Here is a 14,687-nt window from a genome sequence, read left to right as displayed (position 1 = left end):
CTATCAGCCCTCGTAATCGTCATAGTCATCAAAATTAATTTTTGGAATGCCCGCTTCTCTTGCCATTTGTTCCATAAGTTCAGGATTAGCATATGGATTTTCGTCATCGCTGTTATAAGTTTTGTTTTCTGCAGCCGTAGGTGATGCCTTTTCTGATTCTATAGATAAATAATCTGTAAACCTCCCATTAAAAAATGTGCTTCCGTTCATTGGTTGCTTCCATGTCTCTTTTGCCAATTCTTTTTTATATGACTCAATTGCCGCAGTTATTTTTTCAATACCCAGTTTATAGATAGCATCTTTAGATTTTTTTGATACAGCTGTCTTGCCTTTTTTATTCGGATACAATTTCCATACGGTTTCAAAAAATGCATCAGTAGCATTCGCAGAATGCACATTATTCTTTTTATTATTTACTTTACTTTCTTTTACTTTACTTTCCCCGTTTTTGTCGGTAGAAATGTCACTTGCAGAGGGTTTCTGTATACATTTACTCTCTTTCATTGGGGTTTCTGTATGCAATAATGGCTTTTTTGGTATTTCTGATATTCTTCTTTTGAACGCATCAGTTACGTTGTTAATCAAGTTTTGGCACCATATAATTTTACTTTTATACCATAATTCTTTATCAATTGTTTCTAAATCTGCCAGTATATTAAGGATGTTGTATGCAGTTTCCTTGTTTACATGAGTTTTTGCTAACAGGAACTCTAAATCGGGGACATTATTGCAGTCATAATACATTCCGTTTGTTCCTCCGAGCAACTCAAGTAATTTAAACCAAAATGCATAGCCATTATTGCCGTAATTACTTTCTAATATAAAAAGCGTCTTTCCGCTTGTAGTGTAATGGGGAAAGTATTCAACTGTTTGTTTTTTTGGTCTTGCCATTTATAATCACCTACTTAAGTGATAAAACAAGCATTTAAGCCTGTCCCATATATTCTGGATACGAATAATTCAATTGTTCAAACAACTCTTTGAACGCTATCAGCACTGGGCTTTGTGCATTAATCTCAAGAACAAATTTGCCATTAACCTCTAGTATTATCTTATCAGTACATAGCTGGAGAATAAATAGTACGCTATCTTTGCTGTCACAGATTATATTTGCTCCGATTGCTTCAACTCTGTCGTTACTCTCGTTAGTAATACAGATGTCCGCAATTTCAGTTATGATATCAGCAACCCTGCTGAACAGCAGTCCTCTTTCAATTTCCACTTTTTCGGTTGCCTCCCGGCATCCAATCAACATCTCGCTTACTTCTTCTAAAAATTCATCAGTTCCAAACTCTAAATTTTGAATAATTTTCTTTATTAATTCTTCTCTCATTTCTATGCACTCCTTTTGCTCTTATAATGAATATATGCTTTTACATATGCTAAAACTTTTTTAACTAATATATAATCTTTTTGTAGTTCTAATAACTCGGTAATTTCTTTTATCTCTTCATTCATATAAATTTCCCCTTTTATTTGTGTTTTGCTTTGTATTTGATTTTTTATCCTTCAAATAAGCATTGAGAAAATCATGCAGAAAAATTATGCGCTCTTTATCATCTGTTTCTAACAACATTTCAATAATGTTAAACTTGGTCACTTGCATCGCCATAAAATTCTGTTCTTCTTCTGTATAAACTTCATCGCACACATCCATTGCCATTTCAGAATTTACATTTACAATTTGTCTTTCGATTTTTCGCATACCTTCGGATAGAAAATTCTTAACCTCATATTTTTTTATATCATAACCTGCCTTTGCTCCAATCATTTTTTATCTTCCCTTCTATAAATTTCATTCAACAAACCACATAGTATCTTTAAAAATTTCACATCATGCAGCCGATCAACCGTTTTTTTTATTTCTCCCTGTAAAAATTCTCTTTCGTTCATATTTCACACTCCTTTAATCAAATCTTTAATTCCTTAAGAAAATAAAAACACCACAAACCACTATTCATCGAATAATAATTTGTGATGTTTAAGAAAATCTGATGCAACATCTAACATGTATTAATTTTATAAACAATTGTGATAAAACCACATTGCCGTTCCTTTCTTTGGGAACCCCAGTTCCTGAAAGTTTTTAATTATGTACTGGCGTAATTCTTCCCCTTGCAATCCTACAGCCTTAATTTTATTCCTATAAGCTTTGATTCTGTGCTCAGGCACTTTGTTCACTCTCCCTATTCAACTTATTTTCCTGTTCTAACACGATATCATTTTTACTTTTATACCTAACTGTTGCCGTTTCTCCATTTATATCCTCAATGAGTACCGTAGCTTTATCAATAAGAGATATTTTCAGAGCTTCAATGTAAAAGTTTTGCTCCAACCATTTTATGATTTGATACTGTTCCACTGTTTGCGCTTTCACCATCAAGGTACCTCCTATAATTCACGACCTGCAGCAGTCGCATTATCAAGCCATTCGGCCATCTTAGGAATATTAACTTTTTTTCGGCCATTAACAACTAAGATTGGTATATCCGGCTCTGTTCGAGAAAGTGCATATAAGCAATCCCTTCCAATTCCAAAATATTTTGCCGCTTCTACTATTGACATAAGTTTTTTTGGTTCGTTTAATTCGTTCATACTTTTCTCCTTCTATTTTTTATAATAAACCACCACTACCCGTAAATAGTTCAAGTAAAAATTATTATGATATTAAACTGCTTGTCCACATACTGAATATTTATTTTTTATAAATTTACAAGTCTTTATCCAGGCTTTTTCCTTTCTTTATTTAAAATAAATGTCATATCTTTATTATATGAATTTTTGTAAAATAATTTCATATTTTGCAAATCCCTGCACCCAAATATCATTCGACAATCACCTTGATGAAATATTTTGATAATTAATTATAGATTCTTGATCAATTTTTAAAGTTGATTTCAAATCACGTTATTTAACAAAAAAAATTTCTTCTTTTTCTTTACCACCCTTGATGTTTAATATTTTTGATAATTCCATTATTTCGCTTGCTTTAAATTCCACAACATTATTCATTTTTTTTTGAAGCGAAAAATATGAAATGCCCATTTTTTTAGCAATATCTTTAAGTTTCATATCTGACTTTAATATTAAACATTTAAGTTTATATGTATCTGTCAATACTATGCACCTCCTCTTATCTGTTGATTTTTAATCACATTTCTATATTAGCATATTGGTGATTTAAAGTCAACATTTATTTTTAAAATTAAATTTTTGTTGACTTATAATACACGATATTTTATTATGTATATAGAACAAATTTGGAGGAAAAACAGTGAGTATACTATCTAAGAGAATAAAGCAAAGAAGAGAGGAGTTAGGATATTCGCAACAAGAACTTGCAACAAAATTAGGATATAAGTCACGCTCAACGATTGCAAAAATTGAAGGAGAAGATAATGATATACCTCAATCTAAAATAAAAATATTTGCTGACGCTTTAGAGACAACGCCAACTTGGTTAATGGGGTGGGAGAGTGATCCAACCAAGCTCGGTGACAACAAATTTATGGGACAAAATATAAAAAACACACGCTTGAGCAAAGGTTATTCTTTAGAAAAACTGTCGAAATTAACTAATAGAGACATTACTTATTTAACAAAATTAGAGAACGGGGAAGTTGAAATTATAGTCTCAGAAATAGTAGATATTGCCAATGCATTAGGTAAATCGGTTTTAGCTTTAGTTGGTTGGGAAAAGGAAAGAACTGAAAAAGAAATAAAGGAAGATGAAAAAGAATTTGCCTTACATACGTATGCCGATTTACTTGCTGAGTATTTAGATGAAGGTGTAAAAAAAATAATCAACAGTTATTATCAACTGAACGATATAGGGAAAAATGAAGCTGTAGAAAGGATAGAAGAGCTAACTTATATTCATAAATACAAAAATCAAGATGATGATACAATGGATAATGATAACTTTTAGCTACACATAGTAGAGTTTTAATAAGTAGGATATGTATATCTTTTAGTTATGTAGTTTAATAAAAATGGAATTACAAAAGTATTGGACATCAAATCGATTGTTAGAAACAAGTGGTAAACTTTAATTGAATTATCCGTTATAATTTAATTCTGGAGGTTATAAAAAAATTATGAAATTCGGACTAAGAAAACCAAGCCTTAAGAAAAGCATAAAATCTCGTACCACTGGCAGGCTGAAAAGAGAAGTAAAAGGAGCAATTAACCCTTTCTATGGTAAAAAAGGGATGGGATGGGTACGCAACCCTAAGAAAGCAATGTACAACAAAGTCTACAATAAAACCTCATTCAGTATATTTGACATTATAAAAAAGATTATTAAATAAGTATTGAATAAAACTAAATAAAAAAACAAATATATTTGGGAGGAATTTATGACAAAGGAGATATTAACAACTGATGATGGAAGAATAACCGTAGCAGAAGCAGCGACAATATTGAGAATGTCACCCATGGGTCTTAGAGTGGCACTAAGACACGGGAAGTTTAGCTATTTTGGTGAAGCTTGGAAGAGTGACGATGAAGGAGACCGCTGGACATATTATATTTGCCAAAATAGATTTCTTGAGTATGTAGGAATGGCGGAGGCACGGGGTGTTGATTTACCTGAGATACAAAATTATTTACAAAGAAAAGCTCAAGAAGCATCTCAACCTAAAAATTTTTCTCTGTTAGAAAAAGCAGATCTAGAAAAAGAAATTAAAAAGCTCAAATCTGAAAATAAAAAACTTAAAGGGATAATCAATCGATTTTTAGAAGAAGCTTCGGAAGTTGTAGACAAATAAAATTAAACAATAACGTCATTTCGCAACATAATGCGAATATCATTAAAGAATATTTAACCTTTAAATAAATTTGTAATTATATACCAAGGAGATTAATTATGGCTAAATTACCAGATAGAAAAGTAACTTTAAAGTTTGCTGAAAAAGACGAGCTACCGGATGATTTTCCTATACACTTCATTAATTTTATTATGGCTGCAAGACGAGTTTACAAAGATACTTTACATGATGCCAACCAATCAAGCCTATCCGGTTCTCCAGAAAAAAATCTTGATTAACTTCATTGTACATGTAGATTACTTACCAAAATTATTAAGTTTATAAGCAAAATGAAAGGATGGAATATGGCGAACAAACCAAAGACAAATGCAAAGGCAGGAGACAAAGAATACTTCCGAATTCGTGAGAAAATTGGCGAAAACAATAAAGGTCAACCAGTATATAAAAATTTTTACGGAACATCAGAGTCCGACGCAAATAGAAAAAGGAAAGAATACCTTGATTTGCTTGCACAGGGTGTAAATCCAGACTTAGGCAAGCAAAGCTTAAGCAAAGCAATGTTTGTATGGATTTGGGAAATCGAGAGATATAATGGCAATAGTAGCTCCACGTTTGAGCGCTATGAATCAATATATCGAAACTATGTAGAAGACCTGCCATACGCTATTGCTCCTGTATCTGATATTAAAAAGTTGCAGATTCAAAAGCGTTATAATGAAATGTTATCCAAAGAAAATAAAACAATATCGCAAGTTAAAAATCTGCACAAGCTGCTAAATAAGTTCTTTAATTACGCTGAATCTGAATCCTATGTTGCAAAGAATCCCCTCAGAGGCCTTAAGCTTCCAAAACCACCTGAAGATGAAATCATAGACGATGAAGATGAAGAAGATATGAAAAATATAGAAGTCTTCACCGTGGATGAGATAAACAAATTAAAAAAGATAGCTGGACATACTAAGATTAGATATTTAATGATGTTTGCTGTTAACACAGGAGCAAGAGAGGGTGAGATATTAGCTCTTAACAAGAAAAAGAATATAAAAAATAATTTAATAAAGATAAGAAATACTCTGAACAGAGTTAAAATTTTTGAATCCCCTACTAAGTATCGCTATGAATTAAAATTAACTAAAACCAAAACTAAAAAATCAAAGCGTGATCTGACTATAAATGCAGTACTAGAAAAAGAGTTAATTCAACTTGAAAAGCTCATTGCTGAAGAAAAGTTATTACTTGGGCCAACTTATACAGAAAATACTATTTTATTCCCTTCATCAACTGGAACATATATAGATGCTAAAAACCTAAGAAGGTCATGGGAAAGGTTATTAAAAAGAGCTGAGATACCTTACAGAAAGTTTCATGCTCTTAGACACACATTTGCAACTACTTTGCTAAACAATGGTATTGATATAGTGACCGTATCGCAACTATTAGGGCATTCATCTATAAAAACCACAGAAATATATCTACATTTATTGAAAGAAGCGAATATAGAAGCGACCTCCGTTTTAGATGATGTATTCAGTCAATAAATAACAAAAGAACCTAATTTATACACTCAGGTTCTTTTTATTATTTTTTAAGTTGGCGAATTTTTGGCGAATCAATTTTTTATCGACTCATTTTACACGCTACAACCTTTGCAATTAGTGAACCATGAGGGATTCGAACCCCCGACGCGCAGATTCGAAGTCTGCCACTCTATCCCCTGAGCTAATGGTCCGTGATTTATAAATTATATTACATAATGACTACAATTTCAATAGCTATATAAAATAAATATTTTTCTTGGTGTAGGATTACAATACATGTGTTACATTTAAAAAGTTTAAGCTGTTGATTTATGGAGCATTTTGCGAGTTTACACAATCTCCACAAAGTGCTACTGCTACTAAAAGTTAAGCTATTTGCATCCGCACTATTGATGTTGCTGTTGAAATACTAAAATAAAGATTTAGTAGAGCAACATCTCTTTTTTTGTAATGAAAAAATAGATAATATTTTACTATTTAATTCTTCATTTTTTTCATAAAAATAAAATTTTTAATTTATTTATAAAATAATATATTAAAAAAATAGAATTTTCATGTACATAAAAAAAATGCCCTGTAAATAACATTTTTTTATTAACAAATTTGATATATGTAATTCTTTTATATATAATTATAATATATTTTAAATTATGTCGACATATTTAAAAATGTTGTTTATGTACTGAATGGATATGCCGGAATAGTACTATTGATTATTATAATTATAAAAATATACGACTAAGAGTAGCAAAGATTTATTCTAAAAACTTTAAAATCAATTCCAATTTTAATCTATTTAGCTCGTTATTCAAGTCTATATTCAAAATATTGTTAACCTTTTCAATTCTGGCTCTAACAGTATTAATATGCAAAAACATTTTATCTGCAGTAGAACTGAAATTCATCCTGTTTTCCACATAGACTTTTAATGTTTGAATAAGCTCAACATCACCAATTTTTTTCAATTTGTTGATATCTTTTTTCATAACTTCCATTTCATCTTCTTTTATATCAAGCCATGCAAGAATACCTAACTTAGAATATACCCACAAATTATCATTTGGAAATAAATGAGGCCCGATCTCTAAAGCCTTAAGACACCTCATATAACTTCTTTCAGTCTCTACTATATTTCCACATATATCTGACAACCCAAAATACAGCTTAATGTTACTAATGTCCAATAACACTCTCTTATAAAAATTGTCTATTTTTGTATACAAAAGCTCTAATTCTTTATCCAGTTCAAGCCCTTCGGTTAATTCATACAAAAATAAAAAACTATATTCGTCAATAACAATGATATGACATTTATTATCACTTCCAAATACGCGCTTCTTGTTAGAATTAATTATATCTTTATAATTATTGATCATTATTTCTTTATTGCTCTGCTTCATAATGAAAAAACAATATTTCTTATATATATTTATATCAAATTGTATTGCTTTTAAAATAATCGTTTTCTTATCTTTGATTTCTCCGCTTATTAACTTATTCATAAACTGTGTAAATTGAGTGTATTCTAACCCTTTAACCACTAAAATTTGTTCGTACATGGCCTGGAGCTGAGCCAATCCAATGCTTAAAGCAAATTGATCGAAGTAACTTAATTTACATTTAGGTTCAATTATTACAAAATATGCTTTTATTTTATCATCGACCATTATAGGTATATTAATCCAGCTAAAATCTAAATTTTTCCCTGTACCTAACTTATACCTAGCCATTCTGCTATTATTAAACAAATATTCTTTACTGTAGCTAAAAGATGGATTCCAATATTCTTCTATTTTAATATTTATTGTTTCTTCCTTGAATTTATTTGAACTGTAATAAGCTTTTTCATTTATTAAGTCAAACAGCATTGCAGGAAAACTTGTTTCATACTCAAATATATTAAGTATTTTTTTTATTTTTCTTTCCTGATAAGATAAGTTATAATATTTAACGTTACTAATTTTACCAATATCAAATTTTTTAATAATTTTATTTAAAATAACCGCATTAATAGCATTGAATATCTCTACCCAACGTCCTGTTGGAGGTATAAATATTAAAGGAATTTTATTATCATTAAACACTTTCAACATTTCATTAGGTACTTCTCTTATATACCTTTCTTTAATGGCCAGTGCAGCATGTTTTTTGATTTCTTGAGAACATAAATACTCTTCAAGATTATTTGGATTAGTTGAAAATATATATCCAGTTGTAAATACAAATTCATTCCTTTGAGTCCATTTATAACCGCACTCTGAGTCAAGAACGGTTATACCCCTTACTTGATTGTCTAATCCCTTATTGCCTGCAATGACCTTATAATCTTTAAAAAATTCCGCGTCTAGTATTTCCCTAACTGTTATCATTTTATCACCATGTATTTTTTGTATAGAGAATATTATATATTACATTATATACTTTTTCAAGGAAATCATTTTCGGCCTATATTGTTAAAGAGTGATTATGTGCATGCATATAATCACTCTTGCTATACGTAGATACATATGAATTACTTTCTTCTAACAACTCTGCCTGAGGTATTACCCGTTGATTTACCTTCTTTTATTGCCAACTGACCATTTACTAAAACGAAATTAATACCTATAGGTTCTTTAAACGGATCTTCATAAGTAGCACCATCTATTACTGTATCAGGATTAAAAATAACAAGGTCTGCATCATACCCAACTTTAATTAATCCCTTTCCCATAATATTAAATCTGCCAGCCGGATAGCCGGTAATTTTTTTCACTGCATCTTCAAGAGTTATAACTCCACCTTCTCTAGCGTATTTTCCAAGGACTCTAGGAAATGTTCCGTTAGTTCTCGGATGACATTTTGCACCTGGTGCAACAGGAATTGAATCTGACCCAATCATTGTGTATGGACTCTTCATAACATAATTAATATCATCTTCACTTAACATATGGTAACAAGCATTGTCATTGCCTTTATTAGCTGCAATAATATCACATAAAACATCCAATGGTTCTTTTTCAACCATTTTACCCGCCTCATAAAGAGTTTTACATTCAAATTCCGGTGTATATGGTGTATACGAAATTACTACTCCCTTTGCTCCATTACTATTTTTGTAAAAGTTTTCCCAATTGTCAGTATATTCTATATCAGCAATTATACGCGCTCTAGTTGAAGGATCATTTAGCCTTTCAATTATCTTTTCAATACCACCTTCATGAACCCACGGAGGCAAACATGCTCTCAATGTGGTGCTGGATGCAGTATATGGATATTGATCAATTGTAATATCCAGTCCTTTTTTTCTCGCTTCTTCTATTAATTTAACAGACTCTTTTACCAGTCCCCAGTTTTTTATTCCCATAGCTTTATGATGATGTACTTGAACTGGAATATTAGCAACTTCTGCCACGTGAATTATCTCTTTAACAGCTTTTAATAAATTATATGATTCATTTCTCATATGGGAAAGATACACACCATTAAATCTATTAAGTTCTTTTGCCATTTCTTCTATTTCTTCAGGCTCCGAATATACTCCCGGAGGATAAATCAATCCAGAACTCATACCGAATGCTCCGTCTTCCATCGCTTCTCTTACTTGTTTTTTCATTTCTTTAAGCTCTTCTTCAGTTGGTTTCCTTGATTCAAATCCCATAACGTTAATTTTAACTGTTCCATGTCCAACATAAGCACCTATGTTTGTTCCTAATGGCAACTTATCGATAACATTAAGAAAATCTCCAAAGGTTTCCCAATTATATTCAGGTTCGACACCAGCTTTGGCAAAACCAGCATAAGCATCCAACAGATTTACTCTATCTGGACTTATGGGTGCGGCACTTATACCACACGGTCCAATTAATTGAGTTGTAACCCCTTGTTTCAATTTTGATAACATTCCCGGGTCTCTCAATAACGCAAAATCAGAATGAGTATGACAATCAATAAATCCGGGAGACAATATTTGGTGCTTCGCATCAATTATTTCGCAACAATCAATATCATCATTTAAATTACCTATGTAAGCAATTTTCCCATCTTTTACGCCAACACATCCATAAAACCATGGGTTGCCAGTACCATCAATAACCTTTGCATTTTTTACTACTAAATCAAACTTACACAAATTTATCACCCCTATACAAATTTTAGAAATATGACAGTTCATATTTTTCTAATCTATTTATAAATATTGTATTATTTTGATAATACTTCTTTTGGATAATACTTGCCAAACCATATCATAATTATTCCTTTAGGTGGCTTTGGTGTTGCCAAACTTATAGATACTGTCAACAATAAAGACACAAATAGAGCAACTACTACTGCATTCATTCCCATAGCTATTGGTAAGTAGTTTCCTGCACCAAGTATATAGGTAACCATTCCACCAACCATTCCGGCAGCAGCTCCATATTCGTTGGTTCTCTTCCAATAAATTCCTAATAGCAGCGGCCAGAAGAATGCTGAACCTAATCCTCCAACTGCAAATGTTATCATAAACTGAAGAGCATTAGGCGGATTAATGGATAGAATGAATATTGCTATACATATTGCAACTGTTGACATAACTGTAACTTTTTTTAACTTTTTACTGTCAGCCTTTGGATTTATCATTGATTGGTATGCATTTTTAACAAAAGTTGAACTGATAATAATAACCATGGATCCTACTGTAGATTGTATTGCTCCAGCAACACCTGCAAGTGTAAGTCCTGCTAACCATGGTGGTAAAACTTTCATGGCAATAGAAGGTATTATTTGATCTGGAACCTCTAAGTCTGGAAACATTGCACGTCCTAAACTTCCTGTCCAAATTAATGCAAGTGTCCAAACCAATACAAATAAAACTCCCATTATTATTGCCTTATGCATTGATTTTGTATCTTTATATGTAAGTGTAGCCATAGCTCCATGGGGTAATCCAATCCAAACAAGTCCATATACAATCCACATAGAAAATTGATACATTGGACTCCATGTCCAAGGTGTAACAACAGATGGATCTATTGAAATAATTTCTTTGTATACAGAAGTTAATGGTCCAAGATGACTTAAGGTTAATATAAATAACATAATTACTGATACAGTCATTATTATTCCTTGAAATACAATTGCAGCTGCTACTCCTTTTATACCACCTAATGCAGCTGTAACTAATACAAGTCCTGCAAATAATACCAATCCTAATGTGTATGAAAGGCCCGTCATAGATTCAAACAGTCTAGCGCCTCCAACAAACTGTGCCACAACATAACTGCCTAAAAACATCATTACAGCTAGTATTGCAAATACACCAATAAATTTATTACTGTTATAGCGAGATACAAATAAATCAACATAGGATTGTGCATTAATCCTTCGAGCAACTATGCCAACTTTCTTTCCTATTTCACCAAACACTGTAAAATTCATAAATATCTGAGAGAATCCAGCTAAAACCCATGTTAATCCAACTGAGTAACCAAGACCAGGTCCTCCAAGAAATGTTCCAGCACTACATAATCCAGCGGCTACCATCATTGCAACAACTATAGCTCCCATACCACGTCCGCCAGTATAAAATTCATCAACATATTTATCTACTGCAGTTTTATCCATTGTTTTTTTTGAATAAAGTCCGATTGCAATCATACCCAAAGTATAAATAGCAAAAGTAATTATTATTGCTGTACGACTACTTGCACTTATTTCATAACCCATTTATATGTCTCCTTTTAATAATATTGTTGTATTTGTTTAGTAATTATTTTACTGCTAAATCGTCATTCTCAACTTCATCACTTAATTCCATGTCCACCAACTTAAATTTAGTTATATAAATTACTACTCCAGTAAATATTACACTAATGACAATTATTGCAAACCACCAAGTAGGCAATCCTAAAATATAACTGTAATTATTAGGATCTCCACTGCCTAACAAGTAGGCTGCAATAATACTAACTAGTGTAAAAATAATTTGCACTCCAAAAACTAATTTCATTTCTTTTTCACAAATAATAAATCGAGGGTCCATTTCAATTTCATCCAAACTATAATTAGTTTCATAAAATTCTTCTTTCTTCATTCAATAACCTCCTAATATTTTTTAATTATTATTACGACTATCATTATACTGCCTACCAGACAATTATTTAGATTCTTCTATAAATATATCTAAGTAGCAATTTTGTTATATTCTATTCACTTGTGCAAATGTTTTCAATAAAATAATTTCTATAATAAACTTATTGCTCCCAAAAACTGAAAATAATTTCAAAATACACAATTATATTTGAATTATTTTTCAAAATATTACTTTGATGCTACAACTTAATTGTACTTGGTCATATCAAAGGTAAAAGTAGAACGCTTAAATAATCTGATAATATAAAAAAGCTGTGTTTTTTCACAGCTTTTGTTTTATCCAATTATCCTAATCAAATTATGCAGTAAAAAAGCAGCCGGATTTTCCAGCTGCGCTTCTGGTGCCCAAACGCGGAATCGAACCACGGACACGGAGATTTTCAGTCTCCTGCTCTACCGACTGAGCTATCTGGGCAAATTCGGTCTCATTTCCCATTTTTTTGCTCCTTGCGTCGCATAAATTGAGTCATGAGTGGGCCTTCAAGGACTCGAACCTTGGACCTACCGGTTATGAGCCGGGCGCTCTAACCAACTGAGCTAAAGGCCCAAAACAAATTGTTTTGGTATAGTGGGCTTAGATGGACTCGAACCATCGACCTCACGCTTATCAGGCGTGCGCTCTAACCACCTGAGCTATAAGCCCGTCTTAAGTATCGGGGCGGCAGGATTTGAACCCGCGGCCCTCTGGTCCCAAACCAGATGCGCTACCAAACTGCGCTACGCCCCGAATATGTAGTAACGGAGAAGGAGGGATTTGAACCCTCGCATCCTTGTCAGATCTACTCCCTTAGCAGGGGAGCCTCTTCGGCCACTTGAGTACTTCTCCATTTATATTGAATGATCCATCGGCGATTCGAACGCCGGACACCTTGATTAAAAGTCAAGTGCTCTGCCTGCTGAGCTAATGGATCATAATAAATTAAAATGGCTGGGATGGCAGGATTCGAACCTACGCATACTAGAGTCAAAGTCTAGTGCCTTACCGCTTGGCGACATCCCAATTTTTAACTGGGGTAGTAGGATTTGAACCCACGAATGCCAGAGTCAGAGTCTGGTGCCTTACCGCTTGGCGATACCCCAATAAAATGCACCCAGGAGGATTCGAACCCCCGGCACACGGATTAGAAGTCCGTTGCTCTATCCTACTGAGCTATGGGTGCAAAGAATTTTGGAGGCGCCATCCAGATTTGAACTGGAGATCTAGGTGTTGCAGACCTGTGCCTTACCACTTGGCTATAGCGCCTCGATGTTAAGTATTGGGGTGAATAGTGGGAATCGAACCCACGACCTCCAGAGCCACAATCTGGCGCCCTAACCGACTAGGCCATATCCACCAAAACATAACTTGGAGCGGGTGAAGGGAATCGGACCCTCGCGACCAGCTTGGAAGGCTGGGGCTCTACCATTGAGCTACACCCGCAAAATAAATTTATATTGGAAGCGGAAGACGAGATTCGAACTCGCGACCCTCGCCTTGGCAAGGCGATGCTCTACCACTGAGCCACTTCCGCATTGGTGGAAGAGATTGGATTCGAACCAATGAAGGCGGTGCCAACGGATTTACAGTCCGTCCCCTTTAGCCACTCGGGAACTCTTCCGATTTTAAAACACTCTTACAACTGAGCCAAGCCTAAACTATGACCCTACCGGGATTCGAACCCGGGTTATCGCCGTGAGAGGGCGGTGTCTTAACCGCTTGACCATAGGGCCTTTATAGCCATCGTAGTTTCTTTCACATATTTGCTTACTCGCTGTCGCTCATGCAAATCTGGAACTCATTGCGGTTGACCAACCGTCGATTTTTCAGAACAGAACTCTGAAAAATCGGTTAGGTCATACCCGGCGACGTCTTACTTTCCCAGGCAGTTGCCCGCCAAGTATCATCAGCGCTGAAGAGCTTAACTTCCGTGTTCGAGATGGGTACGGGTGTGTCCTCTTCGCTATTGTCACCAGATAATGTTTTTGTAAGTTTTGAACTGACTATCTAAAGCCTTTGCCCTAACAACATCGCAGTCTCATTCACCAAATTTTCTGCTCCTTACGTCGCAAAATTTGGGAATTCGTTGCGGATGACCTACCGCCATTTTTCAGAACAGAACTCTGAAAAATCGGGTTAGGTCATACCCGGCGACGTCTTACTTTCCCAGGCAGTTGCCCGCCAAGTATCATCAGCGCTGAAGAGCTTAACTTCCGTGTTCGAGATGGGTACGGGTGTGTCCTCTTCGCTATTGTCACCAGATATATAAAAGTTCTTTCAGAACTTTCA

General features: G+C 33.6%; 17 protein-coding genes, 16 tRNA genes and 2 rRNA genes. 5 read left to right on the top strand and 30 right to left on the bottom strand.

Annotated elements, in window-relative coordinates:
* Positions 1-3: 3 nt before the first annotated feature.
* From RBQ61_RS05940 to RBQ61_RS05905, 8 genes are all read right to left on the bottom strand, one after another.
* Positions 4-891 (bottom strand): Lin1244/Lin1753 domain-containing protein, encoded by an 888-nt coding sequence (locus RBQ61_RS05940; RefSeq protein ID WP_308139575.1) that lies wholly within the window; start codon positions 889-891, stop codon positions 4-6.
* A gap of 34 nt (positions 892-925) precedes the next feature.
* Positions 926-1,333, bottom strand: a complete 408-nt coding sequence (locus RBQ61_RS05935) for a hypothetical protein (protein WP_308139574.1) — start codon at positions 1,331-1,333, stop codon at positions 926-928.
* Between the two features lie 2 nt (positions 1,334-1,335).
* Positions 1,336-1,458: a hypothetical protein gene (locus RBQ61_RS05930; protein WP_308139573.1), complete on the bottom strand. Its 123-nt coding sequence runs from the start codon at positions 1,456-1,458 to the stop codon at positions 1,336-1,338.
* Entirely contained in the window at positions 1,451-1,771 is a 321-nt protein-coding gene (locus tag RBQ61_RS05925) for a hypothetical protein (protein WP_308139572.1), read from the bottom strand. Before RBQ61_RS05925 ends, RBQ61_RS05930 begins: the two co-directional genes overlap by 8 nt.
* Entirely contained in the window at positions 1,768-1,893 is a 126-nt protein-coding gene (locus tag RBQ61_RS05920; protein ID WP_308139571.1) for a hypothetical protein, read from the bottom strand. The genes RBQ61_RS05925 and RBQ61_RS05920 overlap by 4 nt, the downstream gene beginning before the upstream one ends.
* Before the next feature lie 271 nt (positions 1,894-2,164).
* Positions 2,165-2,380, bottom strand: a complete 216-nt coding sequence (locus RBQ61_RS05915; RefSeq protein WP_308139570.1) for a hypothetical protein — start codon at positions 2,378-2,380, stop codon at positions 2,165-2,167.
* Positions 2,381-2,391: 11 nt separating this feature from the next.
* The gene (locus RBQ61_RS05910; RefSeq protein WP_308139569.1) at positions 2,392-2,595 is read right to left on the bottom strand and encodes a DNA-binding protein; all 204 of its coding nucleotides are present in this window, start codon (positions 2,593-2,595) and stop codon (positions 2,392-2,394) included.
* 312 nt (positions 2,596-2,907) lie between these two features.
* Positions 2,908-3,117 carry a helix-turn-helix domain-containing protein gene (locus tag RBQ61_RS05905; RefSeq protein WP_308139568.1) on the bottom strand — a complete coding sequence of 70 codons (210 nt, stop codon included), beginning with the start codon at positions 3,115-3,117 and terminating at the stop codon, positions 2,908-2,910.
* A gap of 157 nt (positions 3,118-3,274) precedes the next feature.
* Between RBQ61_RS05905 and RBQ61_RS05900 the strand changes: the two genes are divergently transcribed.
* The 5 genes from RBQ61_RS05900 to RBQ61_RS05880 all read left to right on the top strand — a co-directional run bounded on the left by RBQ61_RS05900 (position 3,275) and on the right by RBQ61_RS05880 (position 6,307).
* Positions 3,275-3,928, top strand: a complete 654-nt coding sequence (locus RBQ61_RS05900) for a helix-turn-helix domain-containing protein (protein WP_308139567.1) — start codon at positions 3,275-3,277, stop codon at positions 3,926-3,928.
* 169 nt (positions 3,929-4,097) lie between these two features.
* Positions 4,098-4,310 (top strand): hypothetical protein, encoded by a 213-nt coding sequence (locus tag RBQ61_RS05895; RefSeq protein WP_308139566.1) that lies wholly within the window; start codon positions 4,098-4,100, stop codon positions 4,308-4,310.
* A 48-nt stretch (positions 4,311-4,358) separates the two neighbouring features.
* The gene (locus tag RBQ61_RS05890) at positions 4,359-4,769 is read left to right on the top strand and encodes a hypothetical protein (RefSeq protein WP_308139565.1); all 411 of its coding nucleotides are present in this window, start codon (positions 4,359-4,361) and stop codon (positions 4,767-4,769) included.
* 98 nt (positions 4,770-4,867) lie between these two features.
* Positions 4,868-5,047, top strand: a complete 180-nt coding sequence (locus tag RBQ61_RS05885) for a hypothetical protein (RefSeq protein ID WP_308139564.1) — start codon at positions 4,868-4,870, stop codon at positions 5,045-5,047.
* Between the two features lie 66 nt (positions 5,048-5,113).
* On the top strand, positions 5,114-6,307 hold the full coding sequence (locus RBQ61_RS05880) for a site-specific integrase (RefSeq protein ID WP_308139563.1): 1,194 nt from the start codon (positions 5,114-5,116) through the stop codon (positions 6,305-6,307).
* A 118-nt stretch (positions 6,308-6,425) separates the two neighbouring features.
* Here RBQ61_RS05880 and RBQ61_RS05875 read toward each other — a convergent pair.
* From RBQ61_RS05875 to rrf (RBQ61_RS05770), 22 genes are all read right to left on the bottom strand, one after another.
* Positions 6,426-6,498, bottom strand: a tRNA-Arg gene (locus RBQ61_RS05875).
* Between the two features lie 564 nt (positions 6,499-7,062).
* On the bottom strand, positions 7,063-8,676 hold the full coding sequence (locus RBQ61_RS05870; protein ID WP_308139562.1) for a PucR family transcriptional regulator: 1,614 nt from the start codon (positions 8,674-8,676) through the stop codon (positions 7,063-7,065).
* Between the two features lie 143 nt (positions 8,677-8,819).
* Positions 8,820-10,418 carry an amidohydrolase family protein gene (locus RBQ61_RS05865; RefSeq protein WP_308139561.1) on the bottom strand — a complete coding sequence of 533 codons (1,599 nt, stop codon included), beginning with the start codon at positions 10,416-10,418 and terminating at the stop codon, positions 8,820-8,822.
* Between the two features lie 71 nt (positions 10,419-10,489).
* Positions 10,490-11,995: a sodium/pantothenate symporter gene (gene panF, locus RBQ61_RS05860; protein WP_308139560.1), complete on the bottom strand. Its 1,506-nt coding sequence runs from the start codon at positions 11,993-11,995 to the stop codon at positions 10,490-10,492.
* A 43-nt stretch (positions 11,996-12,038) separates the two neighbouring features.
* A complete protein-coding gene (locus RBQ61_RS05855) occupies positions 12,039-12,362 on the bottom strand; it encodes a YhdT family protein (RefSeq protein ID WP_308139559.1) in 324 nt (107 codons plus the stop codon).
* A gap of 398 nt (positions 12,363-12,760) precedes the next feature.
* Positions 12,761-12,836, bottom strand: a tRNA-Phe gene (locus RBQ61_RS05850).
* Positions 12,837-12,894: 58 nt separating this feature from the next.
* Positions 12,895-12,968: transfer RNA gene (locus RBQ61_RS05845), tRNA-Ile, on the bottom strand.
* 22 nt (positions 12,969-12,990) lie between these two features.
* Positions 12,991-13,064, bottom strand: a tRNA-Ile gene (locus RBQ61_RS05840).
* Positions 13,065-13,074: 10 nt separating this feature from the next.
* Positions 13,075-13,148 (bottom strand) — tRNA-Pro (locus tag RBQ61_RS05835).
* Between the two features lie 12 nt (positions 13,149-13,160).
* A tRNA-Ser gene (locus RBQ61_RS05830) sits at positions 13,161-13,247 on the bottom strand.
* 12 nt (positions 13,248-13,259) lie between these two features.
* A tRNA-Lys gene (locus RBQ61_RS05825) sits at positions 13,260-13,332 on the bottom strand.
* A gap of 14 nt (positions 13,333-13,346) precedes the next feature.
* Positions 13,347-13,421: transfer RNA gene (locus RBQ61_RS05820), tRNA-Gln, on the bottom strand.
* An 8-nt stretch (positions 13,422-13,429) separates the two neighbouring features.
* Positions 13,430-13,501 (bottom strand) — tRNA-Gln (locus tag RBQ61_RS05815).
* A 6-nt stretch (positions 13,502-13,507) separates the two neighbouring features.
* Positions 13,508-13,581: transfer RNA gene (locus RBQ61_RS05810), tRNA-Arg, on the bottom strand.
* 9 nt (positions 13,582-13,590) lie between these two features.
* Positions 13,591-13,664 (bottom strand) — tRNA-Cys (locus tag RBQ61_RS05805).
* Between the two features lie 14 nt (positions 13,665-13,678).
* Positions 13,679-13,755 (bottom strand) — tRNA-His (locus RBQ61_RS05800).
* Positions 13,756-13,767: 12 nt separating this feature from the next.
* A tRNA-Gly gene (locus RBQ61_RS05795) sits at positions 13,768-13,841 on the bottom strand.
* Positions 13,842-13,860: 19 nt separating this feature from the next.
* A tRNA-Gly gene (locus RBQ61_RS05790) sits at positions 13,861-13,932 on the bottom strand.
* Positions 13,933-13,934: 2 nt separating this feature from the next.
* A tRNA-Tyr gene (locus tag RBQ61_RS05785) sits at positions 13,935-14,019 on the bottom strand.
* Between the two features lie 40 nt (positions 14,020-14,059).
* Positions 14,060-14,131 (bottom strand) — tRNA-Glu (locus RBQ61_RS05780).
* Positions 14,132-14,258: 127 nt separating this feature from the next.
* Positions 14,259-14,375, bottom strand: a 5S ribosomal RNA gene (gene rrf / locus RBQ61_RS05775).
* Positions 14,376-14,543: 168 nt separating this feature from the next.
* Positions 14,544-14,660 (bottom strand): 5S ribosomal RNA (gene rrf / locus RBQ61_RS05770).
* Between the last annotated feature and the right edge of the window lie 27 nt (positions 14,661-14,687).

It is taken from the genome of Sedimentibacter sp. MB35-C1 (genome assembly GCF_030913635.1).
Lineage (GTDB): Bacteria > Bacillota > Clostridia > Tissierellales > Sedimentibacteraceae > Sedimentibacter.
This window is presented reverse-complemented; position numbering and strand designations above follow the sequence as displayed.

What these genes read in the sequence shown, in the direction of transcription:
- RBQ61_RS05915 (WP_308139570.1), bottom strand. Translation starts at nt 2,380, where the DNA reads ATGGTGAAAGCGCAAACAGTGGAACAGTATCAAATCATAAAATGGTTG.
- RBQ61_RS05895 (WP_308139566.1), top strand. Translation starts at nt 4,098, where the DNA reads ATGAAATTCGGACTAAGAAAACCAAGCCTTAAGAAAAGCATAAAATCT.
- RBQ61_RS05935 (WP_308139574.1), bottom strand. Translation starts at nt 1,333, where the DNA reads ATGAGAGAAGAATTAATAAAGAAAATTATTCAAAATTTAGAGTTTGGA.
- RBQ61_RS05890 (WP_308139565.1), top strand. Translation starts at nt 4,359, where the DNA reads ATGACAAAGGAGATATTAACAACTGATGATGGAAGAATAACCGTAGCA.
- panF (WP_308139560.1), bottom strand. Translation starts at nt 11,995, where the DNA reads ATGGGTTATGAAATAAGTGCAAGTAGTCGTACAGCAATAATAATTACT.
- RBQ61_RS05855 (WP_308139559.1), bottom strand. Translation starts at nt 12,362, where the DNA reads ATGAAGAAAGAAGAATTTTATGAAACTAATTATAGTTTGGATGAAATT.
- RBQ61_RS05930 (WP_308139573.1), bottom strand. Translation starts at nt 1,458, where the DNA reads ATGAATGAAGAGATAAAAGAAATTACCGAGTTATTAGAACTACAAAAA.
- RBQ61_RS05870 (WP_308139562.1), bottom strand. Translation starts at nt 8,676, where the DNA reads ATGATAACAGTTAGGGAAATACTAGACGCGGAATTTTTTAAAGATTAT.
- RBQ61_RS05925 (WP_308139572.1), bottom strand. Translation starts at nt 1,771, where the DNA reads ATGATTGGAGCAAAGGCAGGTTATGATATAAAAAAATATGAGGTTAAG.
- RBQ61_RS05880 (WP_308139563.1), top strand. Translation starts at nt 5,114, where the DNA reads ATGGCGAACAAACCAAAGACAAATGCAAAGGCAGGAGACAAAGAATAC.
- RBQ61_RS05940 (WP_308139575.1), bottom strand. Translation starts at nt 891, where the DNA reads ATGGCAAGACCAAAAAAACAAACAGTTGAATACTTTCCCCATTACACT.
- RBQ61_RS05920 (WP_308139571.1), bottom strand. Translation starts at nt 1,893, where the DNA reads ATGAACGAAAGAGAATTTTTACAGGGAGAAATAAAAAAAACGGTTGAT.
- RBQ61_RS05910 (WP_308139569.1), bottom strand. Translation starts at nt 2,595, where the DNA reads ATGAACGAATTAAACGAACCAAAAAAACTTATGTCAATAGTAGAAGCG.
- RBQ61_RS05885 (WP_308139564.1), top strand. Translation starts at nt 4,868, where the DNA reads ATGGCTAAATTACCAGATAGAAAAGTAACTTTAAAGTTTGCTGAAAAA.